Genomic DNA, 25,006 nt, shown 5'->3' on the forward strand with positions numbered 1-25,006 from the left:
CGGATGCCGGTGACCGTTCTCCTCGTCGACGACGAGCCGCTCGTACGCGCGGGATTGCGTGCCGTGCTGGAGGCTCAGCCGGACATCGAGGTCGTCGGGGAGGCGGCCGACGGCGCGGCGGTGATCCCGCTGGTGCGGCAGCTGCGTCCGGACGTCGTCGCGATGGACGTGCGCATGCCGCTCCTGGACGGCATCGAGGCCACGCGCGCGGTGCTGCGGACGGTCCAGGAGCCGCCGAAGATCCTGGTGGTGACGACGTTCGAGAACGACGAGTACGTCTACGAGGCGCTGCGGGCCGGAGCGGACGGTTTCCTGCTGAAGCGGGCACGGCCCGCCGAGATCGTGCAGGCGGTACGGCTGGTCGCCGAGGGCGAGTCGCTGCTGTTCCCGGCGTCGGTGCGGCGGCTGGCCGCCGAGTTCGGCGACGGGGGCGGGAACCGGGCGGCCCGGGAGGCGCTGGAGCGGGCCCGGCTGACGGAGCGGGAGGGCGAGGTGCTGCGGCTGATGGCCCGCGGGCTGTCGAACGCGGAGATCGCCGCCCGGCTGGTCGTCGGTACCGAAACGGTGAAGTCGCACGTCAGCTCCGTGCTGGCGAAGCTGGGCGCCCGGGACCGCACGCAGGCCGTGATCGCCGCGTACGAGTCGGGGTTCGTGACGCCGGGGTGATCCGCCGCCCGGGCGGCCCGGCACTCGCCGGTCTCCGCCGCTGCGAGTACGATCCGGCCAACACGCGCACGAGCTGGGAGGACGGACGTTGGGGCGGCTGACCGGCGGGGATCCCTCGCTGCTGCGAAGGATCAACTCCGCGGTGGTGCTGCACGCGTTGCGCGCCACGGACGCGGCGACGCTGACGGAGATCACCCGGGTGACCGGACTGTCCCGGCCGACGGTCGAGGGCGTCGTGGAAGGGCTCATCGAGGCGGGATACGTCGTCGAGAAGGCCCCGGACGAGAGTGTCGTACGGCGCCAGGGGCGGCCGGCGCGGCGCTTCAGGTTCCGGGCCGAGGCAGGGCATCTGCTGGGCCTGGACATCGGCTCGCACCGGGTCGCCGCGCTGCTCGCCGACCTGGACGGACGGGTGCTGGGCGCGGTCGCCAAGGACGTCGACGAGTCGGCGTCCGCCGACGAGCGGCTGGAGCGGCTGCGCACGGCGGTGGCCGAACTGCTGCGCCGGGCCGGGGTCGCCCGTGACTCGCTGCGCGCCGTGGGCGTGGCCTCGCCCGGCGTCGTCGAGGCCGACGGCACCGTACGGCTGTGCGCCGCGCTCCCCGAATGGACGGGGCTGCGTCTCGGCGAACGCCTGAGCCGGTCCTTCAAGTGCCCGGTGCTGGTCGAGAACGACGCCAATGCCGCGGCCGTCGCCGAGCACTGGAAGGGCGCGGCGACCGAGTCCGACGACGTCGTGTTCGTGCTCGCTGGACTGAGCCCGGGTGCCGGGTCGCTGATCGGCGGACGGCTGCACCGCGGGTACGGCGGGGCGGCGGGCGAGATCGGCGCGCTGCACCTGCTGGGCCGCGAGGTGACGCCGGAGACCCTGCTGTCCACCACGGACGAGCCCTTGCACCCCTTGGACGAACAGGCCGTCGCCGAGGTCTTCGCGCAGGCCCGGGAGGGCGACCAGCGGGCCCGCGCGGCCGTCGAGCGCTTCATCCAGCGTCTCGTCCACGACGTCGCCGCCCTGGCCCTCGCCCTGGACCCGGAACTCGTCGTCGTCGGGGGCTGGGCGACCGGCCTGGACGGCGTACTGGAGCCCCTGCGCCGCGAGTTGGCCCGCTACTGCCTGCGTCCGCCGAAGGTCACGTTGTCCCTCCTGGGCGAGGCCGCGGTGGCGACCGGCGCGCTTCGCCTGGCCCTCGACCACGTGGAGGAACAGCTCTTCGCGGTGGAGGGCACGGTGACGGCACGCCGCTGAGCGGACGGCCTGCCGGTGGAACGGCTGCGCCCCGGGTGAGTACCGGGGCGCACGGTCCGTGGGGCGGTGCGGGGGTCAGGAGGCCCGGCGTTCGGGGTCCTGGTGGATCTCCACGCCACCCGAGTCGCCGAAGGTCAGCCGGCAGGTGTCGGCGCGGTAGGTGGCGACGGACAGCGCCGCCGTGCGGCCACCAGCGAGGAAGCGGGTGGTGACGACCAGGACGGGAGCGCCGGGAAGGCGGTCCAGTTCCTTGGCGTCGTCCGCGCGGGCCGAGCCCAGTTCGACGGCGCTCTCCTGACCCTCCAGCTCCAGTCGCTGCAGCTCGCGCAGGACGGCACGCGCGCGTGCCGGTCCCGACGGGGCGTCTATGGCGGACAGCTCCGGCACCGAGGCGGCGGGGATGTAGAGCAGCTCCGCCGCGACGGGCTGGCCGTGCGACACCCGGGACCGCCGCACGGTGTACACGGCCTCCTCCCGGCCGGTCTCCAGCGCGGCGGCCACGGCGGCGGGCGGGGCGGCGACCGCGCAGTCCACGGCCTGCCAGACGTCGTTCCCCGCGCCCGGCCAGGCGTGCTGCTCGGTGCCGACGGCGACGCCCACGCGCGGGGGCGCGACGGTGGTGCCGACGCCGCGGCGGCGCTGCAGCCTGCCTTCCAGTTCGAGCTGCTCCAGCGCCTGGCGGAGCGTGGCACGGGCGACGCCGAAACGGGCGGCGAGATCGCGCTCGTTGGGCAGGATCTCGCCCACGGAGAACTCGGACTCCAGTGCCTCACTGAGCACGGTCTTGAGATGCCAGTACTTCGGTTCCGGCACCGTTTCCAGCTGCGTGGTCCCCACCCTGTCCTCCGCAATCGCCGTGGTCCGGCGGCGTTTTAGCGCCCTTGTTTATTAAAGGTTGTTGCACTTATCTGCGACCATAGGGCGGCCCCCACCCTTGGTCAAGACCAATCCCGATCCCGTGGCGAACGCAGAAGAAGGCTGCGGAGTACGGACAGAAAACGCTGTCTATGCGACCGGCAGCGACAGCAGCTTGTCGGGGTTGCGGATGATGTAGACCGACTGGATCCGGCCGTCGAAGACGTCCAGTTGGAAGACGCTGTCGGGCCTGCCCGCGGACAGGACGACGAGAGCCGGGCCGCCGTTGAGTTCCATGAAGCGGAAGGACGGGTCGGGCACGCCCTTTCCGGCGGCGCCGATGACGAAGCGGCCCACCTTGTCGGCGGTCTCCAGCACCCGCAGCGGTGCCCGCGACTTGCCGCCGCTGTCGCCCACGAGCCGTACGTCGGGCGCCAGCAACTCCATCAGGCCCTCCAGGTCGCCCTCCCCCGCCGCGGCCAGGAAGCGCTCGGTGAGCTCGCGGCGCCGGCCGGGATCGACCTCGTAGCGCGGCCGGCGCTCCTCGACGTGTCTGCGGGCCCGCCCGGCGAGCTGCCGCACCGCGGCCTCACCCCGGTCGAGCATGGAGGCAATCTCCGCGTACGGATAGCCGAAGGCCTCCCGCAGGACGAACACCGCCCGCTCCAGGGGTGACAGCGACTCCAGGACGACCAGGACGGCCAGGGACACGGAGTCGGCGAGGACGGCCTTCTCTGCGGTGTCGGGGACGGTGTCCCCGAAGTCGGTCACGTACGGCTCGGGCAGCCACGGGCCGACGTACGCCTCGTTGCGCGCCTTGACCTGGCGCAGCCGGTCGATGGCGAGGCGGGTGGTGACGCGCACCAGATAGGCGCGCGGTTCGCGGACCTCGCCGCGGTCCGCGCCGGACCAGCGCAGCCACGCCTCCTGGACGACGTCCTCCGCGTCGGCCACCCGCCCCAGCATGCGGTAGGCGACTCCCAGCAGGACGGGGCGGTGATCTTCGAAGACGTCGGTCGCGGTGTCGGTGCTCACGTTGTCCATCCCACGCGACGTGCGGGGCCATGTCCAGGAGAAATCCGCGTGCGCGGAGCAGAATGGCGTGGGGGCCGCCGGTGGTCGGCGGGCCGTCAGTGGCGGAGGTTGCGATGCGGTACGCGGTTCTGGGCACGGGCGAGGTGGGCCGGACGCTGGCCGGGAAGCTGGTCGACCTGGGCCACGAGGTGACGCTGGGCTCCCGCAGCAAGGACAATCCGGCCGCCCTGGAGTGGGCGCGGGGCGCCGGAGCGGGCGCTCGGTCGGGCACGTTCGAGGAGGCGGCCTCGTCGGCCGAGGTGGTCGTCGTCGCCGTGGGCGGACGGGTGGCGCTGTCGGCGCTGGAGGCGGCCGGGGCGGCGAACCTCGACGGCAAGGTCGTCGTCGACGTCAGCAATCCCCTGACCTTCGAGGACGGGCAGCTGCGGCTGGACCCCGTCGAGTCGGACAGCGTGGGTGAGCAGATCCAGCGGGCGTTCCCCCGCGCGCGCGTGGTGAAGTCCCTCAACACCGTCAACTGCAAGGTGATGGTGGAACCGACCCTGGTGCCGGGCGAACACCAGATCTTCGTGTGCGGGGAGGACGCGGCGGCCAAGGAGCAGGTCACCGCCCTGCTCGGGGAGTTCGGGTGGCCGCCGCACCGGGTGCTGGACCTGGGCGGCATCCGGTCGGCCCGCGCCGTGGAGATGGCGCTGCCGCTGTGGGTGGACCTGTTCCGGCACTTCGGGCACGGCGAGTTCAACATGGAGATCCGCAGCGCGCGTTGAGCCCGGGCGGGAAGCGGGGTGCGGCCGCGAGGTCGCGCGGATTGGGGGCTACCCGTCGGTAGCAATTGCTGACAAGCTGTCTACGGCGTCCGTCAGCGAGCCCCAGACGAGGAGCACCCCCATGTCCGCCACCGTCTCCTTCAAGGTCCCCTCACCACGCGGCCCGCAGCCCGTGACCGTCTCCTACGCGCGCGTGGGCAGCGGCGCACCGCTGCTCCTGCTGCACGGCATCGGCCACCACCGGCAGGCCTGGGACCCGGTGGTGGACATCCTCGCCACCGAGCGCGAGGTGATCACCGTGGATCTCCCCGGGTTCGGCGCCTCCCCGGGGCTCCCGGACGGCCTGGCCTACGACCTCGCCACCACCACCGCCGTGTTCGGCGCGTTCTGCGAGGCCCTGGAGCTCGACCGGCCACATGTGGCGGGCAACTCCCTCGGCGGGCTGCTGGCCCTGGAGCTGGCCCGCGAGAAACTCGTCCGGTCGGTCACCGCGCTGTCCCCGGCCGGCTTCTGGTCCGAGGCCGAGCGGCGTTACGCCTTCGGCGTGCTGCTCGCCATGCGCCGGATCTCGCAGCGCCTGCCGCTTCCGCTGGTGCAGCGGCTGTCCCGCTCGGCGGCCGGCCGGACGATGCTGACGAGCACCATCTACGCCCGCCCCGGCCGCCGTTCACCCGATGCCGTGGTCGCCGAGACGCTGGCCCTCGCCGGGGCCACGGGGTTCGACGCGACGCTCCGGGCCGGTACCGCCGTGCAGTTCACCGACGACATCCCCGATCTGCCCGTCACCGTGGCCTGGGGCACCAGGGACATGCTGCTCGTGCGCCGTCAGGGCGTGCGCGCCAAGCAGATCATTCCGCGGGCGCGTCTGGTGCGGCTGCCCGGCTGCGGGCACTGCCCGATGAACGACGACCCGGCGCTGGTGGCCCGCGTCATCCTCGACGGCAGCCGCTGATCCGGCGGACCGCCCGCTCAACGCGCCGGAGCCGAGGGCGACTCCGGCGCCCACCAGGGCGCTGCCGACGGCCTGGGCGGGCCCGTAGGACCCCGTTCCGACGAGCGGGGCGGTGCAGGCGGCGGCGACCGGGATGAGGCCGGAGAACAGCGTCGCGCGCTCGGCGCCGATCCGCTGCATGCCCACGTACCAGCACACGAAGCCGACGACGGTGACCACCGCCGCCTGCCACAGCAGCGCGGCGGCCTCGGTGCCGTCGGGGCGGCGCAGCCACGCCGTGCCGTCCAGAAGCAGGCCGGTGACGGCCGACTCGACGGCCGCGACGCCGCACACCGTGGCGGACAGCAGCCGTGGCCCCAGCGGCCGCAGCACCGGGACGGCGAGGACGGCGAAGCCCACCTCACCGGCCAGCGCGCAGGCGGAGAAGGCGATCCCGGTGCCGTCCGTACGGCCCCACCCCTGGACCGTGAACGCGCCGACCGCGACGAGCGACGCCCCGTACAGCACGGTGCGCCGGGGTTCGCGCCCCTCCAGGAGCGGTACCGCGACGGCCACGACCACCGGGGCGCAGCCCACGAAGACGCCGGGGACCGCCGGTTCCGCGGTGCGCTCGGCGGCGAGCACGGCCAGGTTGAAGCCGACCATGCCCACCGCGGCGAGGGCGGCGAGCCGGGCCCATTGGCGGAGCCCGAGCATGCGCAACCTGGCCGCCGAGCCATGGCCGGCGAGCGGGATCAGCAGCAGGCAGGCCAGTCCGTAGCGCAGGAACTGGCCTCCGGCGTACGGGTAGCGGCCCAGGACGCTGTTGGCGGTGAAGGAACCTCCGACGAGGACGGCGGCGAGCGCGGCGAGCAGTGCTCCACGGGCGGCGGTGGCGTTCATGCCGGCGACGCTAGGCACCGCGGCGGTCCGGTTTAAGGTCCATTCCCATGACGCCATCGGGGACCAATCCGGACGAGTCCGGTCACCAGAGGCCGGCCGGAGACGCGGGCACGGGCCACAGCGCCTCCCCCGCCTGGGAGCTGCTGCTGCCCGCCGTCTCCGCTCCGGCACGCACGCGTGGCCGTTCACTGCAGGCCGCGCTCCGGGAGGCGGTGCGCTCGGGGCGGCTGCCACCGGGTACGAGGCTGCCGTCGAGCCGGGATCTCGCCGCCGACCTCGGCGTGTCGCGCGGGCTGGTCACCGAGGCGTACGAGCAGCTGACGGCCGAGGGGTACCTGCGCAGCGGGCGGGGCGCCGGCACCTGGGTGGGCGGCGCCGTGCGGGCGGCACCGCCACGCGCGCGTGACCTCGCGCCGCGCTCCCCCGGCACCGAGGCCGACTTCGTGGCCGGCACGCCGGACCTGTCGCTGTTCCCGCGCGCCGCCTGGGCGACCGCGCAGCGCCATGTGCTGGCACGGCTGCCGCACGACGACCTCGGCTATCCCGACCCGCGCGGACTGCCCCGGTTGCGCACGGCGCTGGCCGAGCTGCTGACGCGGCGCCGGGGCGTGGTGGCCGACCCGGAACGCATCGTGGTGGTCTCCGGGGTGGCACAGGCGACGGCGCTGCTCGGATTCGTCCTGCACGCGCGCGGGGTGCGCGAGGTCGGCGTCGAGGACCCCGGCAGCCCCCAGCACGACGCGCTGTACGCCTCGGCGGGGGTCACCACCGTGCCGGTGCCGCTGGACGGGGAGGGGCTGCGCGTCGACGCGCTGCGGGAGTCGGGGCTGCGGGCCGTGGTGGCCACGCCGTCCCACCAGTTCCCCACCGGCATCGCCTACTCGGCGCGCCGCCGAGCCGAACTCCTCGACTGGGCGCGGTCCGTGGACGGGCTGGTCCTGGAGGACGACTACGACGGCGACTTCCGCTACGACCGCGCCCCCGTGGGCGCCCTCCAGGGGCTCGACCCGGAGCACGTGGCCTACGCGGGCTCGGTCAGCAAGTCCCTCGCCCCGGGCCTGCGGCTCGGCTGGCTCCTCGTGCCGCGATCACTGGCCGAGGAGGTCGTCGAACGCAAACGCACGCTGGATCTCGGCCATCCCGCCCTCGACCAGGCGCTGTTCGCCCGCTTCGTGGAACGCGGCGACTACGACCGCCAGCTGCGCCGCTGCCAGCGTGCCTACCGGGAGCGGCGCGACACTCTCGTCGCCGCGTTGGCGGAGGACTTTCCGGGGTCGGAGCTGACCGGCATCGCCGCGGGACTGCACGTCATCGCCGCCCTTCCCGCTCGGTACGGCCCCGAGGAGCGCTTCCTCGCGCGCGTGCGGGCCGCGGGGGTGGCCGTACGCCCGCTGAGCGCGTACACGCACGCGCGTGCCGAACCGGACGACGGCGACGGCGGCGTGCGCCTGGTCCTCGGTTACGCGCATCTGCCGCCCGGACGAATCCGGGCCGGTGTGCGTCTCATGGCGGCTGCCGTGTGAGCACGGGGTTGCCGGGCATCCCCGGGTGGGCACGGGGTTGCCGGGTACGTCCGGGTGAGCACGGGCTTGCCGGGCACGGCGATCGGCCGACGGCCCGCAGGTGCAGGTCGATCGGCCGGTGGCCCGCAGGTGCATGGCGGCGAATGCTCCACCCGGAGCCGGCGGTTCCTTCCTCGCGCGCGTCGGTTCACCCGCCCCCGCGGCCAGTTGTTCACTTGTGGTTTCCGTCCGCGCTGCGGCGCACCAGTAGTTGTGGCGTCGCACACCGGCCGGATCCCGTCCCTGGAGGCGCATCCATGTCACACCGTCCGTTCCCCGGCCGCCGCAGCGTGCTGCGCGGCTCCCTCGCCGCGTCCGCGGCCCTGGCCCTGCCCACCGCCGCGGCCGCGGCACCGGCGTTCGCGCTCTCCGGTCGTCCCCGGGCGGACTGGGGTGTGCAGGCGGGTGACGTGACACGGGACTCCGGTCTGGTGTGGGTGCGGTCGGACCGCCCCGCCCGGATGGTCGTCGAGACGTCGGCGACCGAGTCGTTCCGCCACCCGCGCAGATGGCACGGCCCGCTGCTCGGCGCGGACTCCGACTTCACCGGCACGACCCGGCTGCGCGGGCTCCCCGCGGGCGAGCAGATCCACTACCGCGTGCTGCTTTCCGACCCGGACGACCCGCGCCGCACCGGCGAGCCGGTCACCGGCACGTTCCGCACCGCGCCCGTGAAGCGGCGCCAGGGTGTGCGGTTCGTGTGGTCCGGGGACCTGGCCGGCCAGGGCTGGGGCATCAACGAGTCGATCGGCGGCTACCGCATCTTCGACGCCATGGCGAAGGTCGACCCGGACTTCTTCCTGTGCAGCGGCGACAACATCTACGCCGACGGCGTCATCCCGTCGACGCAGGCACTGCCCGACGGCGGCGTGTACCGCAACCTCACCACCGAGGAGAAGTCGCACGTCGCGGTCACGCTGGACGACTTCCGCGGCAACTTCCGCTACAACCTGCTGGATCAGGCGCTGCGCCGCTTCAACGCCCAGGTGCCGAGCATCGTCCAGTGGGACGACCACGAGGTCCGCAACAACTGGTACCCGGGCGAGGTCATCGGCACCGGCACCGCCTACCCGGCCGGCACCAGGCTCGACGACCTCGCCGTTCGCTCGCGCCGGGCCTTCTCCGAGTACTTCCCCGTCTCCACGCTCAGCGGCCGCCCGGACGGCCGGATCCACCGCGTGGTCAACCACGGCCCGTTGCTGGACGTGTTCGTCCTCGACATGCGGACCTACCGCAACGCCAACTCGCCCGATGACCAGACCACCGACCCGCAGGGCATCCTCGGCGCCGAACAACTGCGGTGGCTCAAGCGCGAGCTGTCCCTGTCGCGTGCCGTGTGGAAGGTGATCGCCGCGGACATGCCGCTCGGCCTGGTCGTGCCGGACGCGGTGGAGGGCAGGGCGAACTTCGAGGCCGTCGCGCAGGGCGACCCGGGCGCGCCGCTCGGCCGCGAGCTGCAGATCGCCGAACTGCTCCGCTACGTCAAGCACCAGCGGATCACCGGCACGGTGTGGCTGACCGCCGACGTCCACCACACCTCCGCCCAGCACTACGACCCCTCGCGGGCCGCGTTCAAGGACTTCGAGCCGTTCTGGGAGTTCGTCTCCGGCCCCCTGAACGCCGGCGCCTTCCCGGCCAGCGCACTCGACGGCACCTTCGGCCCGGACCGGGTGTTCGTGAAGGCCCCGACCGCCTCGAACGTCTCGCCGGCCGAGGGCTACCAGTTCTTCGGCGAGGTCGACATCGATGGCGACAGCGGTGAGCTGACGGTGCGGCTGCGCGAGTACGACGGCACCGTGCTGTTCACCAAGACCCTGCGGCCGGGGCTGGTCGGCCAGTAACTGCCGTACCCTCTCAACAGGGCCGCGCACCGGCGTCATCCCCCGGCGCGCGGCCCCGTCCCGTACCCGCCAACTCCCCTGCCGACAGGTCGTTTTCGCAGGTCAGGGCCGATTGTCAGTGGTCGCCTCTACGGTTTTTCCATGACGCGATCTTTGCAGGCCGTGGCCTATCGCCGACCCTCCGTGCTGGAGTCCTCGGCGGGTGGGCGACGCCTGGGACTCGAGACCTCACGGGGTGCTACGCCCACCGGCGCCGAGGACCATCCGCGCTTCTTCGCGGGCTTTCTGACGTCGCCCCAGGCGGCCTCGGCCGGGCTGCTGGCGGTGGCGGACGTGGCGGCCGCCCGGTACTACCAGCGGCAGCTGCCGGCCGCGCTGGACCCGGTGGTGACGGGCAACGGCGACCGGCTGCGCTTCGAGTCCTTCTCGGGCTGCGGCGGGGTCTACGCCCGCCTCGACGTGCTGGCCGCGGGCCTCGACGGCGACGAGGTCGGGCACGGCACGACGAACGTCGACGTCAACAACCCGCTGCGCGAGGCCCTTTCCCGCATCGGCTCCGACGACCCGCTCCATCTGCGGGTCGGCCCCGAGGAACTGGCCGTGACCACGCTGGACGGGCCGGTCGTGGAGAAGAAGGTGCCGCTGCCCGACCGCTGGCTGCGGGGTTTCGCCGAGGCCCAGGTCGTCGCGGCCGGCTTCGACCTGCGGGCCGAGCTCTCCGCCGCCGAGGCTGTCCGGTTCCTGCGCGCCCTGCCCCGCGGGGGTGGGCGGGGCGTTGCGACCGGGCCGCGGTGGGTGGTGCCGGCCGGCCGCGGACTGCGGCCGACCACCCGGGCGGTGCCGGGGGCGGTGTGCCTGCCCGGCCCGGAGCGGCTGGTCGCGCTGCAGCGCGTGCTGCGGCACGCGACGGCCCTGCGGGTCTACGGCCCCGCGGCCACCGGCAGCGCCTCCACGGCGTGTGCCTGGGAGGCCGTGCTGCCGGGGATGCGGCTCACGCTCACCCTGTCGCCCGACGCCTCGCGGGGCTTCTCGGGCGAGGGCGGCGTGCTGGACGCGCTGGCCACGGACGAGGCCGCCGAGGACGCGGAGCTGGTCTCCGTGCTGCTCGCCTGGGAGCCCCGCATCGACATCTCCGACCTCGCCGCCTCCTGCGGCCTGACGGCCGAGCGGGTGCGGGCGGCCCTGGTGCGCCTGGGCACCTCGGGCCGCGTCGGGTACGACACCGCGGAGGCGGCCTACTTCCACCGTGAGCTGCCCTACGACGCCGAGCGCGTGGAGCGCCACAACCCCCGGCTGCGCTCGGCCCGGGCGCTGGTGGCCGCGGGCGCCGTCGCCCTGGAGGGAGCCCTGGGGACGGTTACGGCCGAGGACGGCCATGTGCACCGGGTGCGCGACGAGGCGGGGGTGCTCAGCTGCAGCTGTCAGTGGTGGGCGAGGTACCGGGGCGGGCGCGGGCCGTGCAAGCACGCGCTGGCGGTGCGGATGGTGCGGCGGGGTGCGGCGGCACGGCAGGAAACGGTTCGAGTCGACGGGGGTGCGCGATGAGCGCGTTGATGGAAGCGGTACGGGCCGGCCGGACGGCCGAGGTGCTCGACCTGCTCGATGAGCTGACGGATACCGAACGGCGCGCGGCCTTCCCGGAGTTGAAGGCCCTGCGCAAGGAGCTCAGGGCTGCCCCCTGGGACGCGGCGTCCCGTCGCGCGTATCCGCCGCTGTATGCGGCCGGGGTGGCCTGTCAGACGGGCGCGGCAGCCGTCGCCGCGTGGATCGCCGCCGCCGACATGCGCTGGTCGGGGACGTCCGCGGCCCTGCTGCTGCGGCTGCTCGGCGACCGTTCCCCACAGTGGCTGGCCGATCTGACGCACCGGCTCGCCGAGCGCCCGGCCGCCTCCGGGGTGCCGTACGAGCTGATGTCGGGGCTGGTACGGCTGTCGGGCTGCCCGGTGCCGACCACGGACGCGTATGTGCGGGGCTGGATGGGGCACGTGGGCTGGGCCTGGCAGCGCGGGGGCACACTGCTCGACCGCATGCGCCAGGACCCCCACCTCCGAGAACTGGTGGCTGCGCTCTTCGAGACGAACGACATCGGCGGCCTGCTCGAATGGCCGCGGGGCGACGGGCCGGACAGCTGGACGGGGGCGCTGTCGGGGCTGGCCGCCGAGGGGCTCGTGGAGCGCGAGGTCATGGTCGACGCGTGCGTGGCCCGTCTGCTGAGGGGTGGTACCACCACCGAACAGCGCTTCTTCCTGCGGTTGTTGAAGGGCATGGACCTCGCCAAGGACGAGGAACGGCAGCGGAGGGCCGACTGGCTGGCGCTGGCCTGCGACGCGGTCTCCCCGGTGGCCGCGCACGCCCAGACCGTGCTGTCCACCCTGGCCCTCGCGGGCGAACTGAGCAGTTCCCGGCTGGCGGAGATGTCGTCCGCGGTGCTCTTCCGCACCGAGAAGAAGCTGGTGCGCGCCCAGCTCGTGCTGCTCGGAAAGATCCTCGCCCGGGACGCCGGCGCGGCCGAGGAGCTGCTGCCCGTGGTCGCCCGGGCCTTCGGCCACGAGGACTCGGACGTGCAGGAGCGGGCGCTGAAGCTGGTGGAGCGGCATCTGAAGAAGGCCGACAGCGGCCAGACGCGCGCGGAAATCGCGACGGAGGCCGAGAACCTGATCCCGGGTCTGCGCGTCCGCGCGGTCGGGCTCCTGGGCACCGCGGCCGCGTCGGCGGACCCCGTGCCGTACGAGGAGGTGCTTCCGCCCGTCCCGCTGCCCACGCGCCTCGAACCCGCTCCGGCGTCCGCGGCCGAGGTGGCCGAGGAGGTGGGGGCGGCCATGGAGACCGAGCCCGGTGTGGCCGGGTTCGAGCGGGCACTGGACGGTCTGGTGCGCCACGCCCACCACGACCGGGAGGCCCTGGTGGAGGCGCTCGGGCCGGTGCTCGCCCGCCGCTGGTGGTACGACGCGGAGAGTGGTCTGCGGTACCAGAGCCGGTTCAGCAGGAGCGACTTCTCCGTCTCGGACGCGGAGGACGGCCTCGACCTCCTCCTGGCAACCCTTCTCGGAAAGGTGGAACTCGGGACACTGCACAAGGTCGTCCAGCACGGTTCCACGGCCCGCGAGTGCGGACACGGCGCCCTGGGGCGGGCCTTCGCGGCCAGGCTTTGGGAGGTGGCGTACCGGCTGCGGACGGACCCGCTGCCCTTCCTGCTGTCGACCCCGACCTGGAGCACGGGCCTCCTGGAGCCGGAGGAGCTGGTGGAGCGGCTGGCCGAGTACCGGCGGCTGGGCGCGCGGGTGTCGGCGGCGGACTTCGCGCAGGCGCTGCTGCGGGTGCGGCGCTCGGACCGGCCGACGGCCGGGCGGGCCGCCGAGCGCGCCGCGGCTCTGGGCACGAGGGAGGGCGCACGGCTCGCCGACTGGCTGGGCGCACCGGAGGACGCGCGGCCGGCGACCCGGCGCCGGATCTCGGGCAGCCGCATCCTGCTGGAGTGCGGTGAACTGCCGGAGCTGCAGTTGGACTTCCCGGAGGAGTACCGCCACCTGGGCCGGCCGGCGGGGGTCTTCCCCGACCGTTGGTACTGCCACCACTGGAACGACGACGCACGTCCGCACTGGCTGGCCGTGCTGCCCGAGCGGCGCGAGCTCGTCGCCGTACGCCTGCTGCGGGACCTGTCGGCCCTGGCCGTGGACGACGACCGGGGTGCCGCCGTCCTGCCGCAGCTCGCCGAGTCCGGTGGCGAGGCCGGCGAGGCCGTGCACCTGGGCCTGGCCTACGGGCTCGGCGCCCGGCACGCGGAGGACCGGCTCGCCGCCGTGGACGCGCTGTTGACGCTGGCGGCCCGCGGCCAGCTCGACCCGGCCCGGCTCGGCGCGGATCTCGGGCAGCTCGTGCGGCGCGGCGCGGTCAAGCCGCTGCGGCTCGCGGAGTCGGCCCGGACCGCGGCGGCCACGGGCGCCGACGCCACCGTCTGGGAGATGCTCCGCCACACGCTGCCCCTTCTGCTCGCCGAGTTGGCGACGGGCGGCGTGGGAGCGTCGGCCCGGGGGCTGGGGGAACTGCTCGCCGTGGCCGCGGAGTCCGCCGAGCGGTGCGGGGCCCGGGGTGAGATACCGCACCTCGCGCAGACCGCGGAGCGGCGCGGCTCGTCCCGGATCGTGGCGCAGGCGCGGCGGTTGTACAGCGCGCTGACATGGGAGATGGCCGCATGAGCGGAAAGCCGCACGTATCAATCGTAGAGAAATCAACAAAAGGAACATAAGCACGCTTTACCGATCAGTCACAAACCGTTCGTGATCACGCAACACGTTTCCTTCACAGTGGTTCCATGACTCGAGACATGTCTGACGTGACAACAGAGGAACAGGGCCGTGGCGGGCACCGTCGACGGGGCGGCGCGGCCGGCCTCGCCTCGGTGTTCCAGACGTGGTGGTCACGCCGCCACGGGCACGCGCCGCCGGCGGGCGATACCGGCGCCCGGCCGCTGCCGACCGAGCGGCAGGCCGGGCCGGACGAGAGCGTGTTGTGGCGGATGCGGACGACCGTGAAGGACGAGCCGGGGTCGCTGGCGGCCCTGTGCATGGCGCTCGCCGGGCAACGCGTCGACATCCTGAGCCTGCAGACGCATCCGCTGGCCGAGGGGACCGTCGACGAGTTCCTGCTGCGGGCTCCCGGCGGTCTCATGGCCTCCGAGCTCACTCAGGTGGTCGCGAGGGCCGGAGGCGCCGACACCTGGATGGAGCGGGCCGACGCCCATGACCTGGTGGACGCGCCGACCCGGGTGCTCGGTCTGGCGGCCCGTACCGCCCTGGACGCGGCGGAACTGCCGCTGGCGCTGCGGCAGTTGCTGGGCCGGTGCACCATCCGGCAGCTTCCGGCCACGCCGGTCGGGGGTGGCCGCGGCCCGGAAGCCGTGCCGTTGGACGGGGTGCTGGAGGACACGGTGATGCGGCTGCGGGCACCGGAAGGCGGCGTGATCACCGTGGAGCGGCCGTATCTGCCGTTCACCCCGACCGAGTTCGCCCGGGCGCGGGCGCTGGTGGAGCTGGACGCGCGGCTCGGGCCGCGGGTGCCGCGCGGCCGGGACGTACTGACGCTGCCCGAGGGCAACGAGATCACGGTGCGCCGGGCCGGCCCGGGTGACCTGGAGGCGGCGCGGGAGATGCACGAACGGTGCTCCTCGCGGACGCTCTCCATGCGCTACCACGGGCCGGTAGGGGACGCGGACCGCTATCTGAACCACCTGCTCAGCCCGCGTTTCGGCCGGACGCTCGCCGTGCAGACCGCGTCGGGCCGCGTCGTCGGCCTCGGGCATCTGCTGTGGGACGGGGACGAGACCGAGGTCGCGCTGCTCGTCGAGGACAAGTGGCAGCGGCGGGGCATCGGCGCGGAGCTCCTGGAGCGGCTGGTGGCGATGGCCGCCGAGGCCGGCTGTGAGAGTGTGTACGCCGTGACGCAGGCCTCCAACACCGGGATGGTCGCGGCCATGCGGGGCCTGGGGCTCCCCCTCGACTACCAGATCGAGGAGGGCACCCTGGTCATCACGGCTCGTCTGGGGGTGGACGCCGGGCTGGTGAGGGTCACCAACGCGGAAGCGCCGTAGAGGCCGGGGCCGCGTCGGCGGGGACGGCGGAGTCGTGCCCGCTCGCGCGGTTTCCCGTGCCCGCCACGGGACGTTCCCCCAGCGCGTGGTCCAGGTCGGCCCACAGGTCGTCCACGTCCTCGAGGCCCACCGACATCCGCAGCAGCCGGTCGCCGACCCCCGCCCCGCGGCGGTCGTCGGCGTCCACGATGCGGTGGCTGATCGACGCCGGGTGCTGAATGAGGCTGTCGACGCTGCCCAGGCTGACCGCGGGAGTGATCAGCCGGACCGCGGCGATGACCTCGTGCGGGTCGCCGGCCGTCTCGAAGGCGATCATCGCGCCGCCGATGCGCGGATAGTGGACGCGGGTGACGCGCGGGTCGGCGGACAGGCGGCGGACGAGTTCGGCGGCGTTGGCGGAGGCGGCGCGGACGCGGACCGGCAGGGTCGACAGACCGCGCAGGAGCAGGTAGCCGGCGAGCGGGTGCAGGACGCCGCCGGTGGCGAAGCGGACCTGGCGCAGCCGGCCGGCGAACTCCTCGTCGCAGGCGATCACGCCCGCCATCACGTCGCCGTGTCCCCCGAGGTACTTGGTGGCGCTGTGCAGTACCAGCCGCGCCCCGAGTCCGGCGGGGCGCTGGAGGACGGGCGTGGCGAAGGTGTTGTCCGCCAGGAGCGGGACCGAGCCGCACGCGTGGGCGACCGCGCGCAGGTCGACCTCGGCGAGGGTCGGGTTGGCCGGGGACTCCACCATCACCAGCCCGGTGTCCGGGCGCAGGGCGTCGGCGATGCCGGCCGGGTCGGTCCAGGTCACCTCGGAGCCGAGCAGTCCCGCGGTGAGCAGGTGGTCGCTGCAGCCGTACAGGGGGCGTACGGCGACGACGTGCCGCAGGCCCAGCGAGGCGCGTACGAGCAGGACCGCGCTCAGCGCGGCCATTCCGCTGGCGAAGGCGACCGCGGACTCGGTGCCCTCCAGGCGGGCGAGCGCGGTCTCGAAGCGGGCGACCGTCGGGTTGCCGAGCCGACCGTAGACGGGCGGGCCGTCGGGCTCGGCGCCGGTGGTGGCGAACGCGTCGATGCGGGCCGCCTCGCCCCGGCTGTCGTACGAGGGGTAGGTGGTCGACAGGTCGATGGGCGGGGCGTGCAGCCCCTGCCGGGCGAGGTCGTCGCGGCCGGCGTGCACGGCCTCGGTGGCCAGAGCTCTCGTGGACTCCATGCCGGAAGCGTGAACAACGGCCGGGTCACATGGGCCGGACACCGTGCTACGTTCGGCCGATGGCCGAATCTGTCGTACTGGATCCGGTGGACCTCCATCTTCTGCGCCTGCTGCAGAACGACGCCCGGACCACCTACCGTGACCTCGCCGCGCAGGTGGGTGTCGCGGCCTCGACGTGCCTGGACCGCGTGACGCGGCTGCGTCGCTGCGGGGTGATCCTCGGACACCAGCTGCGGCTCGATCCGGCCAAGCTCGGCCGAGGACTTGAGGCCCTGCTGTCGGTGCAGGTCAGGCCGCATCGACGGGAACTGGTGGGACCGTTCGTGGAGCGCATCCGGGCGCTGCCGGAGTCCCGTACCGTCTTCCATCTGACCGGACCGGACGACTATCTCGTCCATGTGGCCGTCGCCGACATGACGGATCTGCAGCGTCTGGTGCTGGACGAGTTCACGTCCCGGCGGGAAGTGGCCCGTGTGGAGACGCGGCTGATCTTCCAGCAGTGGGACTGCGGGCCGCTGCTGCCGCCTTCGCCCTCGGCACAATCGGGGTGACGTGGTGCGGCCCGTCTACCAGGATGGACCGCATGTCGCAGACCACGAACATGCTGCCCCGACAGGTCGCCGACGCGTACGTCGACGAGGTCATCGCCCTCGACCCGGTGACGGGTACGTACCTCGGTGTGAAGGAGAGCTCCAGCAGGCTGCCCGATCTCTCGCCCGGCGGCCAGGAGGCGCTGGCGCAGTTGGCCCGCCGTACCCTGGCCCGGCTCGACGAGGCAGAACGGCAGCCCGGCGCGGACAGTGACGTCGAGCGCCGGTGCGGCCGGCTGCTGCGCGAGCGACTCACCGCGGAAGTCGCCGTGCACGAGGCCGAGGAGGACCTGCGCCGGGTCGGCAACCTCGGCACACCGGTGCACTCGGTGCGCGAGGTGTTCACCGTGACGCCGAACCGGACCGACGAGGACTGGGCGGCCATCACCGAACGGCTGCGCGGCGTGCCGGTCGCGCTGGCCGGCTACCGGGAGTCCCTGGAGCTCGGCCTCGAGCGCAAGCTGTACGCGGCGCCGCGGCCGACCGCCACGTTCGTCGGACAGCTCACCGAGTGGTCGGACACCGACGGCAAGGGCCGCGGCTGGTTCGAGGAGTTCGCCTCGGACGGACCTGATTCGCTGCGCGCGGAGCTGGACGAGGCCGCCCGTGGGGCGACCGCGGCGGTCGTGGAGCTGCGGGACTGGATGCGCGACGTGTACGCGCCGGCGATCGAGGGCGCCCCGGACACGGTCGGCCGCGAGCGCTACGCCCGCTGGGCCCGCTACTTCAACGGCACCGACCTCGACCTGGACGAGGCGTACGCGTACGGCTGGTCGGAGTTCCACCGGCTGCTCGGCGAGATGAAGCGGGAGGCCGAGAAGATCCTGCCCGGCGCCGAGACCCCCTGGGTGGCGCTCGCGCACCTCGATGAGCACGGCAAGCACATCGACGGCGTCGACGAGGTCCGCGACTGGCTGCAGGGCCTGATGGACCAGGCGATCGCGGACCTCGACGGCACGCACTTCGAACTCGCCGAGCGGGTACGGAAGGTGGAGTCGTGCATCGCCCCGCCCGGAGGCGCGGCGGCGCCGTACTACACGCCGCCCTCCGAGGACTTCTCCCGTCCGGGACGCACCTGGCTGCCGACGATGGGCCAGACCCGCTTCCCGGTCTACGACCTGGTGTCCACCTGGTACCACGAGGGCGTGCCGGGGCATCATCTGCAGCTGGCGCAGTGGGCGCACGTCGCCGGGAATCTCTCCCGCTACCAGGCCACGCTCGGCGGGGTCAGCGCCAACGCCGAGGGCTGGGCGCTGTACGCGGAGAGGCTGATGGACGAGCTCGGCTATCTCAAGGACGCGGAGCAGCGGCTCGGCTACCTGGACGCGCAGATGATGCGGGCCGCCCGGGTCATCGTCGACATCGGCATGCACCTGGAGCTGGAGATCCCGGCGGACTCCCCGTTCCACCCGGGTGAGCGCTGGACGCCCGAGCTGGCGCAGGAGTTCTTCGGCGCCCACAGCAGCCGCCCGGCGGACTTCGTGGAGAGCGAGCTGACCCGCTACCTGACCATCCCGGGCCAGGCGATCGGCTACAAGCTCGGCGAACGGGCCTGGCTGCTGGGCCGGGAGAAGGCCCGCGAGCGGCACGGCGAGTCCTTCGACCTCAAGGCCTGGCACATGGCCGCGCTCTCGCAGGGCTCGCTGGGCCTGGACGACCTGGTGGACGAGCTGGCCCAACTGTGATCAGCGCCGCGATCCGCCTACGGAGTTGACCCTCCGGTGATCCGGTCCGTCTCGTCGACGGCGATCCACGCGCGACGAGGCGGACCGGGTGGTTGAGCACCTCTCCAACGACCCGCCGACAGCGGGGACTTGCTTCAGTCGAGCCGCCGAAGCTGTACGAGGCCGAGCCACGTCTCGGGGCCGGGCTGGACGTTGGCCGCGCGAACCGCGTAACTGCCCGGCTCGAGAGGGACCTTGAGGCAGTCCGTCCGACCGGTCTCGTTCCCGGGCCAGGCCGAGTCGAACAGGACGACCGGGCCCGGCACTTCCCAGCGCACCTCGTTCTCCCAGTCGGCCGTGGCGAGGGCGGCCGGGACGCCGGACAGCAGCTCGTCCTCGGAGTTCGCGGCGCACCACCGTACGAAGGCGCCGTGTTCCGGAAGGTAAGCGGTGGAGGCGGGTTCGTCGCCGAGGACCAGGGCCGCCGAGTCACCGACCGGGAGCAGGCCGACGACCCCGTCGACCTCGCAGGCGCGGTCGTAGTCGGAGGCGGTCTCCTCGCCGTCCGCGCCCGCCCAGAACGGCAGGACCGTCTCCGGCACCGCTATGAGCGGGCCGCCGCCCGACTCCACCCACTCCAACGCCCCGGGATCCGCGTATCGCACCATGGCGCAAGAACCTACACGCACGGACGTCCCACGTTTTCGGTGTCCCCCAACCCTCCATAGGGGCCACCCATCGTGACCGGTCATACCGGGCGAATCGTCAGCAGCCGCAGTCCTCCGTGCCCACCGGCGCCGTCAGCGGGTCGGCGGCGCGGCGGCCGGCGCCCTCCCAGCTCTCGTATGCGAAGCCCTCGCGTGCCCAGTACTCGAATCCGCCGAGCATCTCCTTGACGCGGTAGCCGAGTTCCGCGAGGGCCAGCGCGGCCCGGGTCGCGCCGTTGCAGCCGGGACCCCAGCAGTAGGTGACGACCGGCACCGACTTGTCGAGGAGGGCTTCCGCCTGTTCGGGGATGAGCGCGGTCGGCAGGTGGACGGCGCCGGGGATGTGGCCCTGGTCCCAGGACTCGGTGGAACGGGAGTCCAGGACGACGAAGCCGGGATCGCCGCCGGCCGCGAGCGCGGCGGCCACGTCGGAGACGTCGGCGTGGAAGGCGAGGCTCGCCCGGAAGTGGGCGGCGGCCTCGGCCGGGGCCGCCGGGGCGACACGCAGGACGGGGTTCACGGCGGTGGTGGTACTGGTCATGATCTGGCCTTTCGCCGACGTTCCTCGCTACGAGGTTCTTCGCTACGAGGTTCTTCGTTACGGGGTTCTTCGCTACGGCGTTCTTCGCTACGGCGTTCTTCGCTGGGACGTTCTTCGCTGGGACGTTCTTCGCTACGCCAGAAAATCTACGGTCGTCGACCGGCACCCTGAAGGCTCGTTCCACGGCCCTCTCCTTGCACGGCCGGGGATTCCCCTGCTATTCCTCGGGCATGACCGCGTTTTCCCCGGACGCCACCGACTGGCGCATCCTCGACGTCCTGCAACGTGAGGGACGGGCCAGTTTCGCCGAGCTGGCGCGTGCCGTGTCCATGTCGCCGAGCGCGGTCACCGAACGGGTGCGGCGGCTGGAGGAGGCGGGGGTCATCCAGGGGTACGCCGCCGTCGTGGACCCCGAACGGCTGGGACTGCCGATCCTCGCATTCGTCCGGCTGCGCTACCCGAACGGCAACTACAAGCCCTTCCACGACCTGGTCGCCGTGACGCCCGAGATCCTGGAGGCGCACCATGTGACGGGCGACGACTGCTTCGTCATCAAGGTCGCCGCCCGCTCGATGCGGCACCTGGAGGAGGTGTCGGGGAAGATCGGGTCGCTCGGTTCGGTGACCACGAGCGTCGTGTACTCCTCACCGCTGCCCCGGCGCCCACTGGGTCACTGACCGCGCTGCCGGACCACCGATCCCGATCTGCCCTTCACGACCTCCAACTGGGCGTGGATGCGCCGTCTCAGGTCGGCGACGTGACTGACGATGCCGACGCTGCGGTCGCGCTCGCGCAGCGAGTCGAGCACGTCCAGGACCTCGTCGAGGGTCTGGTCGTCGAGGCTGCCGAAGCCCTCGTCGATGAAGAGGGTGTCCAGGCGGACCCCGCCCGCCTCGTCCGTGACGACGTCCGCCAGGCCGAGGGCGAGGGCGAGGGAGGCGAAGAAGGTCTCCCCGCCGGACAGGGTCGCCGTGTCCCGCTCGCGTCCGGTCCACGCGTCGACGACGTGCAGTCCGAGACCGCTGCGGCCGCGTCCGGCGCGGTCGTCGGAGTGGACCAGCGTGTAGCGGCCGGAGGACATGCGCTGCAGTCGGACGGTCGCCGCGGCGGCCACCTGTTCCAGGCGGGCGGCCAGTACGTACGACTCCAGGCGCATCTTGCGCTCGTTCTCCGCGGAGGTGCCGGCCGTGAGGGCGGCCAGGCGGGCGACGCGGTCGTACTCCTCGCGCAGCGGTGCCAGTGCGCGGACGCCGTCGGCCGAGCGGGCGGAGAGCCGGTCGAGTTCGGCGCAGCGGCGGGCCGCCGCGTCGCGGGCCGAGGCGGCCTCGCGCAGGCGCTGGGCCGCGGCGGCGGCCGTCCGCTGGGCGCCGGCGAGGTCGGCCGGGGATCGCCGGGCGGCGGCCGCGGTGTCGTCCTCCGCGAGCACGGCACGGACCGCCGACTCCTCGGACTGCCAGGCGTCCAGGCGGTGTTGCAGCTCGCGGTGGGCGGCCGCGTCGAGGAGCGCGGCGGCCGCGGCCTGCGGGGTGTCGAAGCCGGCGCGGAAGGCGGCGTCGGCCAGCCGGGCGTCGGCGTCCTTGAGTCGCTGCGCGGTGTCCTCGGCGGCGCGCGCGGTGTCGGCGGCGTCGGTGAGCAGGGCGACCCGGCGCTCCAGCTGGGTGGCGCGGATCGAGACGCTCGCGGCGGTGCCGCGCGCGTGGGTGAGCTGCTGTTCCAGGGTCGTGCGTTCCCGGTCGAGGGCGTCGCGGCGGGCGACCCGGGAGGCGGTCCGTACGGCGGCCTGCTGCCGGGCGGCGACTCGCCGCTCGTGTTCCTGCTCGGCCTGGCGCAGCCGCTCGCTCGCGGTGTGCAGCGCGGACGCCGCGTTTCGCGCCTCGGCGTACAGCCTCTCCAACTCCTGCGCCTGGGAGGCCAGTTGTTCGGTGGGAGTGTCGCCGGCCTCACCCTCGGCGGCGGCCAGTGCCCGTTGTACGACGCCGAGGCGGCGCTCGGCCTCGACGCGCTGTTCGTCGGCCTCCTGGGAGACGGCGAGCGCGCGCTCCTCGGTCTCCCGGTCGACGTGTCCCGCGTCCTTACGGGCCGGTGCCGGGTGTTCGGTGGCTCCGCAGACCGCGCAGGGCTCGCCGTCGGTGAGCTGGGCGGCCAGCTCGGCGGCGATGCCGTTCAGCCGCTGTTCCTTGACGTCCAGCCACTCGGCGCGGGCCTTCAGGGCGCGTTCCGTGGCGGCGGTCACCTGCCGCTGGGCGTCGTCGGTGTCCCGCGCGAACTGGTCGCGCTGCCGGGCCGCGGCGAGCCTCCTGCGGGCGGGGTCCCGCTGCACGGCCAGCTGCTCGGCCCGGGTGGCCGCCTCCTGGGCGGACTCGACGGCGCTCTGGAGGCCGGTGCGGATCTCCTCCCAGCCGGCGAGCCAGGCCTCGGCCTCCTGAAGGACCTCCGCGTCGGCCCGCTCCTCCCGGTCCAGCCCGGCGCGCTCCGTGAGGAGTTCGCTCAGCCGCTGCTCGGCACGGCGGGCCGACTCCAGCCCGCCCAGCTCCTCGGCCGCCCGCCGCGCGGCGACCGCGAGCCCGGAGGCCCCGGCGTGGGCCGACGCGTCCACGTCGTCAGCAGGGGCCGCACCCGAGCGCGGGCCGCCGGCTCCTTCCGCCTCGAGGGCGTCCCGCAGCAGCGCACGGGCCCCTGCCTCCGCCTGGGCCGCCCTGCGGTGTTCCGCGTCGGCCGCGTCCCGCAGTTCCAGGGCGGGCGCCACCGCCTCGGCCTTGCGGGCCCGGTCCATGCGTTCCTGCGCCGCCCGGTGGGCTTCGGCGTGCTCCTGCAGCCGTGCGGCACGCTCCCGGGCCTCGGTGAACCGCTGCTGTAGCCGGGCCAGTTCGCGCGCCTCGCCGAGTTCCCGCTCGGCCGCCGCCTGCCCGGACTCCGCGGCCGTCAGCCGGCAGTGGGCGATCGTCAGCTGCTCGCGGGCGGTCGTGCGGGCGACGGCGGCGGCGGTCAGCACCGCTTCGGCCAGCCCCGGCTCGCCCGGCTGCAGTTCCGGCAGAGTCATCGCGCCGCCGGCCGCCTGCTGCATGCGGTGGGCGTCGGCCAGCAGGGTCGCGTCTCCCTCGCGGACCCGGGCCTCGGCGGCACGCCGGCGCTCGGCGAGGCGTTTTTCGACCTCGGCGAAGCGGTGGGTGTCGAAGAGACGGCCCAGCAGCCTGCCGCGGGACTCCGCGTCGGCACGCAGGAAGCGGGCGAAGTCGCCCTGGGGCAACAGCACGACCTGGCAGAACTGCTCGCGGCTCATGCCGAGCAGCTGGGTGATCTCCTCGCCGATCTCCTGGTGGGAGCGGCTGAGGTCCTTCCAGGCGCCGGCGGTCGCGTCGTACTCGCGCAGCCAGCTCTGCGCCTTTTCGAGGGTGGTGCCCGAGCCGCGCTTCTTGGGCCGCTCCCAGGGGGGCTGCCGGGTGACCTCCAACCGGCGTCCGGCGACGGTCAGTTCGAGGGTCACCGCGGTGCGGGTGCCGGTCGCCGCGTGGTCGCTGCGCAGGGTGAGGCCCTGGCCGCTCTGGCGGGCGCCCGGGACGGTGCCGTACAGCGCGTAGCACACGGCGTCCAGAACGGATGTCTTGCCGGCGCCGGTCGGTCCGTGCAGGAGGAACAGCCCGGCCGCGGACAGGGTGTCGAAGTCGACGGACTGGGAGCCGCCGAAGGGCCCGAAGGCGGTGATGTCCAGCCGGTGCAGCCTCACCGCGCCACCTCCCGCAGGGCCTCGTCCGCGCGCACCGCGTCGAAGGCGTCCCGCAGCACGATCCGTTCCCGCTCGTCGGGTCCCGCGCCGCGCACATGGGCGACGAAGTCCTCGGCGATCTCGTGGTCGCTGCGGCCCGCGAGCCGCCGGGCGTACGACACGTCGGGATCGTCCGGAGCCCGGTCGGGGTCGAAGAGCAGGCTGAGGGTGTGCGGGAAGCGCTCGGTGAGGCGGGCCATGGGGTCGGCCGGGCGGACGGCGTCGGTGAGGGTGACCTCGACCCACGCCTCCTCGTGCGGCGTGAGACGGGGGTCGGCGAGCAGGTCCTCCAGGGTGCCCCGGACGCGGGCCAGCGCGCGCGGGACCGGGCAGTCGACGCGTTCGGCGGTGACGGCGCCCTCGGCGTCGAGGTCGACCAGCCACATGGTCTTGCGGTGGTCGGCCTCCGAGAAGGAGTACGGCAGCGGGGAGCCGGAGTAGCGGACCCGGTCGGTGATGGTCTGGCAGCCGTGCAGGTGGCCCAGCGCCGTGTAGTCGACGCCCTCGAAGACGCCGGCGGGTACGGAGGCGACCCCGCCGACGGTGATGTCCCGTTCGCTGTCGCTGGCCTCGCCTCCGGTGACGAAGGCGTGGGCGAGGACGACGGAGCGGGTGCCCGGCGCGCGCGTGGCGAGGTCGGCGCGGACGCGGTCCATGGCGGCGGCGAGCACCGTCTCGTGGCCGACCTTCTCCACCCCGAACTCGTCCTTGACGAGGGCCGGTTCGAGGTACGGCAGTCCGTAGAAGGCCACGTCCCCGTGGGAGTCGGTGAGCACCACCGGGGTCCCGCACGCGGCCGGTTCGGTGCGCAGGTGGATGCCCGCGCGCCCGATGAGGCCGGCGCCGACGCCGAGCCGGCGGGCCGAGTCGTGGTTCCCGGAGATCATCACCGTCGGGACGCCGAGGTCGGCGAGGCGGTGCAGGGCGTCGTCGAACAGCTCGACCGCGGCCAGCGGGGGCACCGCACGGTCGTACACGTCTCCCGACACGACCACCGCGTCCACGCCGTGCTCGCGCACGGTCGCGACCAGGTGGCCGATGAACTCGGCCTGGGCCCCGAGCATGTTCACCCGGTGGAACGCCCGGCCGAGATGCCAGTCGGAAGTGTGCAACAGCCTCATGATCCCCGACCCTAACGGCCGGGTCTGACATC

At 73.7% G+C, this 25,006-nt stretch carries 20 protein-coding genes and 1 pseudogene; 13 read left to right on the forward strand and 8 right to left on the reverse strand.

The window, feature by feature from the left end; translation table 11 throughout:
* Positions 1–3: 3 nt before the first annotated feature.
* A complete protein-coding gene (locus FBY22_RS26540) occupies positions 4–666 on the forward strand; it encodes a response regulator transcription factor (RefSeq protein ID WP_142150046.1) in 663 nt (220 codons plus the stop codon).
* Between the two features lie 88 nt (positions 667–754).
* Positions 755–1,912, forward strand: a complete 1,158-nt coding sequence (locus tag FBY22_RS26545) for an ROK family transcriptional regulator (protein WP_142150048.1) — start codon at positions 755–757, stop codon at positions 1,910–1,912.
* 75 nt (positions 1,913–1,987) lie between these two features.
* Here FBY22_RS26545 and FBY22_RS26550 read toward each other — a convergent pair whose 3' ends face one another.
* Both FBY22_RS26550 and FBY22_RS26555 read right to left on the reverse strand, forming a co-directional pair.
* Complete coding sequence (locus tag FBY22_RS26550) at positions 1,988–2,749, reverse strand: GntR family transcriptional regulator (protein ID WP_142150050.1); 762 nt, start codon at positions 2,747–2,749, stop codon at positions 1,988–1,990.
* A 168-nt stretch (positions 2,750–2,917) separates the two neighbouring features.
* Positions 2,918–3,802, reverse strand: coding sequence for an RNA polymerase sigma-70 factor (locus tag FBY22_RS26555; protein ID WP_142150052.1), 885 nt, complete (start codon positions 3,800–3,802; stop codon positions 2,918–2,920).
* Positions 3,803–3,915: 113 nt separating this feature from the next.
* Between FBY22_RS26555 and FBY22_RS26560 the strand changes: the two genes are divergently transcribed.
* Positions 3,916–4,569 (forward strand): NADPH-dependent F420 reductase, encoded by a 654-nt coding sequence (locus FBY22_RS26560; protein WP_142150054.1) that lies wholly within the window; start codon positions 3,916–3,918, stop codon positions 4,567–4,569.
* A gap of 121 nt (positions 4,570–4,690) precedes the next feature.
* Positions 4,691–5,521, forward strand: a complete 831-nt coding sequence (locus tag FBY22_RS26565; protein WP_142150056.1) for an alpha/beta fold hydrolase — start codon at positions 4,691–4,693, stop codon at positions 5,519–5,521.
* Positions 5,522–5,614: 93 nt separating this feature from the next.
* Here FBY22_RS26565 and FBY22_RS26570 read toward each other — a convergent pair.
* Positions 5,615–6,460: pseudogene (locus FBY22_RS26570) on the reverse strand (DMT family transporter); the annotation flags it as partial.
* On the opposite strand from FBY22_RS26570, the gene FBY22_RS26575 reads away from it, so the two are divergent.
* From FBY22_RS26575 to FBY22_RS26595, 5 genes are all read left to right on the forward strand, one after another.
* Entirely contained in the window at positions 6,451–7,926 is a 1,476-nt protein-coding gene (locus FBY22_RS26575) for a PLP-dependent aminotransferase family protein (protein WP_142150058.1), read from the forward strand. The pseudogene FBY22_RS26570 and the gene FBY22_RS26575 overlap by 10 nt on opposite strands.
* A 296-nt stretch (positions 7,927–8,222) precedes the next feature.
* A complete protein-coding gene (locus FBY22_RS26580; RefSeq protein WP_142150060.1) occupies positions 8,223–9,806 on the forward strand; it encodes an alkaline phosphatase in 1,584 nt (527 codons plus the stop codon).
* A 141-nt stretch (positions 9,807–9,947) separates the two neighbouring features.
* Entirely contained in the window at positions 9,948–11,351 is a 1,404-nt protein-coding gene (locus FBY22_RS26585) for an SWIM zinc finger family protein (RefSeq protein WP_142150062.1), read from the forward strand.
* The gene (locus tag FBY22_RS26590) at positions 11,348–14,002 is read left to right on the forward strand and encodes a DUF6493 family protein (protein ID WP_142150064.1); all 2,655 of its coding nucleotides are present in this window, start codon (positions 11,348–11,350) and stop codon (positions 14,000–14,002) included. Before FBY22_RS26585 ends, FBY22_RS26590 begins: the two co-directional genes overlap by 4 nt.
* 128 nt (positions 14,003–14,130) lie before the next feature.
* A complete protein-coding gene (locus FBY22_RS26595; RefSeq protein ID WP_399211866.1) occupies positions 14,131–15,393 on the forward strand; it encodes a GNAT family N-acetyltransferase in 1,263 nt (420 codons plus the stop codon).
* On the opposite strand, the gene FBY22_RS26600 is transcribed toward FBY22_RS26595, so the two are convergent.
* Entirely contained in the window at positions 15,371–16,588 is a 1,218-nt protein-coding gene (locus FBY22_RS26600) for a PLP-dependent aspartate aminotransferase family protein (RefSeq protein WP_142150067.1), read from the reverse strand. The genes FBY22_RS26595 and FBY22_RS26600 overlap by 23 nt on opposite strands.
* A gap of 59 nt (positions 16,589–16,647) precedes the next feature.
* Here FBY22_RS26600 and FBY22_RS26605 point away from each other — a divergent pair, with 59 nt between their 5' ends.
* Together FBY22_RS26605 and FBY22_RS26610 are read left to right on the forward strand one after the other, a co-directional pair.
* Positions 16,648–17,139 carry an Lrp/AsnC family transcriptional regulator gene (locus FBY22_RS26605; protein WP_142150069.1) on the forward strand — a complete coding sequence of 164 codons (492 nt, stop codon included), beginning with the start codon at positions 16,648–16,650 and terminating at the stop codon, positions 17,137–17,139.
* A 32-nt stretch (positions 17,140–17,171) separates the two neighbouring features.
* Positions 17,172–18,863 carry a DUF885 domain-containing protein gene (locus tag FBY22_RS26610; RefSeq protein ID WP_142150071.1) on the forward strand — a complete coding sequence of 564 codons (1,692 nt, stop codon included), beginning with the start codon at positions 17,172–17,174 and terminating at the stop codon, positions 18,861–18,863.
* Between the two features lie 134 nt (positions 18,864–18,997).
* On the opposite strand, the gene FBY22_RS26615 is transcribed toward FBY22_RS26610, so the two are convergent.
* Together FBY22_RS26615 and FBY22_RS26620 are read right to left on the reverse strand one after the other, a co-directional pair.
* Positions 18,998–19,510, reverse strand: a complete 513-nt coding sequence (locus FBY22_RS26615; RefSeq protein ID WP_142150073.1) for an immunity 21 family protein — start codon at positions 19,508–19,510, stop codon at positions 18,998–19,000.
* A gap of 97 nt (positions 19,511–19,607) precedes the next feature.
* The gene (locus FBY22_RS26620; RefSeq protein ID WP_142150075.1) at positions 19,608–20,090 is read right to left on the reverse strand and encodes a rhodanese-like domain-containing protein; all 483 of its coding nucleotides are present in this window, start codon (positions 20,088–20,090) and stop codon (positions 19,608–19,610) included.
* On the opposite strand from FBY22_RS26620, the gene FBY22_RS46060 reads away from it, so the two are divergent.
* Both FBY22_RS46060 and FBY22_RS26630 read left to right on the forward strand, forming a co-directional pair.
* Positions 20,016–20,261, forward strand: coding sequence for a pentapeptide repeat-containing protein (locus FBY22_RS46060; RefSeq protein ID WP_160159937.1), 246 nt, complete (start codon positions 20,016–20,018; stop codon positions 20,259–20,261). The genes FBY22_RS26620 and FBY22_RS46060 overlap by 75 nt on opposite strands.
* A 59-nt stretch (positions 20,262–20,320) precedes the next feature.
* Positions 20,321–20,767: an Lrp/AsnC family transcriptional regulator gene (locus FBY22_RS26630; protein WP_142150079.1), complete on the forward strand. Its 447-nt coding sequence runs from the start codon at positions 20,321–20,323 to the stop codon at positions 20,765–20,767.
* On the opposite strand, the gene FBY22_RS26635 is transcribed toward FBY22_RS26630, so the two are convergent.
* Positions 20,761–23,814: an AAA family ATPase gene (locus tag FBY22_RS26635; RefSeq protein ID WP_142150081.1), complete on the reverse strand. Its 3,054-nt coding sequence runs from the start codon at positions 23,812–23,814 to the stop codon at positions 20,761–20,763. The genes FBY22_RS26630 and FBY22_RS26635 overlap by 7 nt on opposite strands.
* On the reverse strand, positions 23,811–24,974 hold the full coding sequence (locus FBY22_RS26640; protein ID WP_142150083.1) for an exonuclease SbcCD subunit D: 1,164 nt from the start codon (positions 24,972–24,974) through the stop codon (positions 23,811–23,813). The genes FBY22_RS26635 and FBY22_RS26640 overlap by 4 nt, the downstream gene beginning before the upstream one ends.
* Between the last annotated feature and the right edge of the window lie 32 nt (positions 24,975–25,006).

The organism is Streptomyces sp. SLBN-31, from assembly GCF_006715395.1.
Taxonomy (GTDB): Bacteria; Actinomycetota; Actinomycetes; order Streptomycetales; family Streptomycetaceae; genus Streptomyces.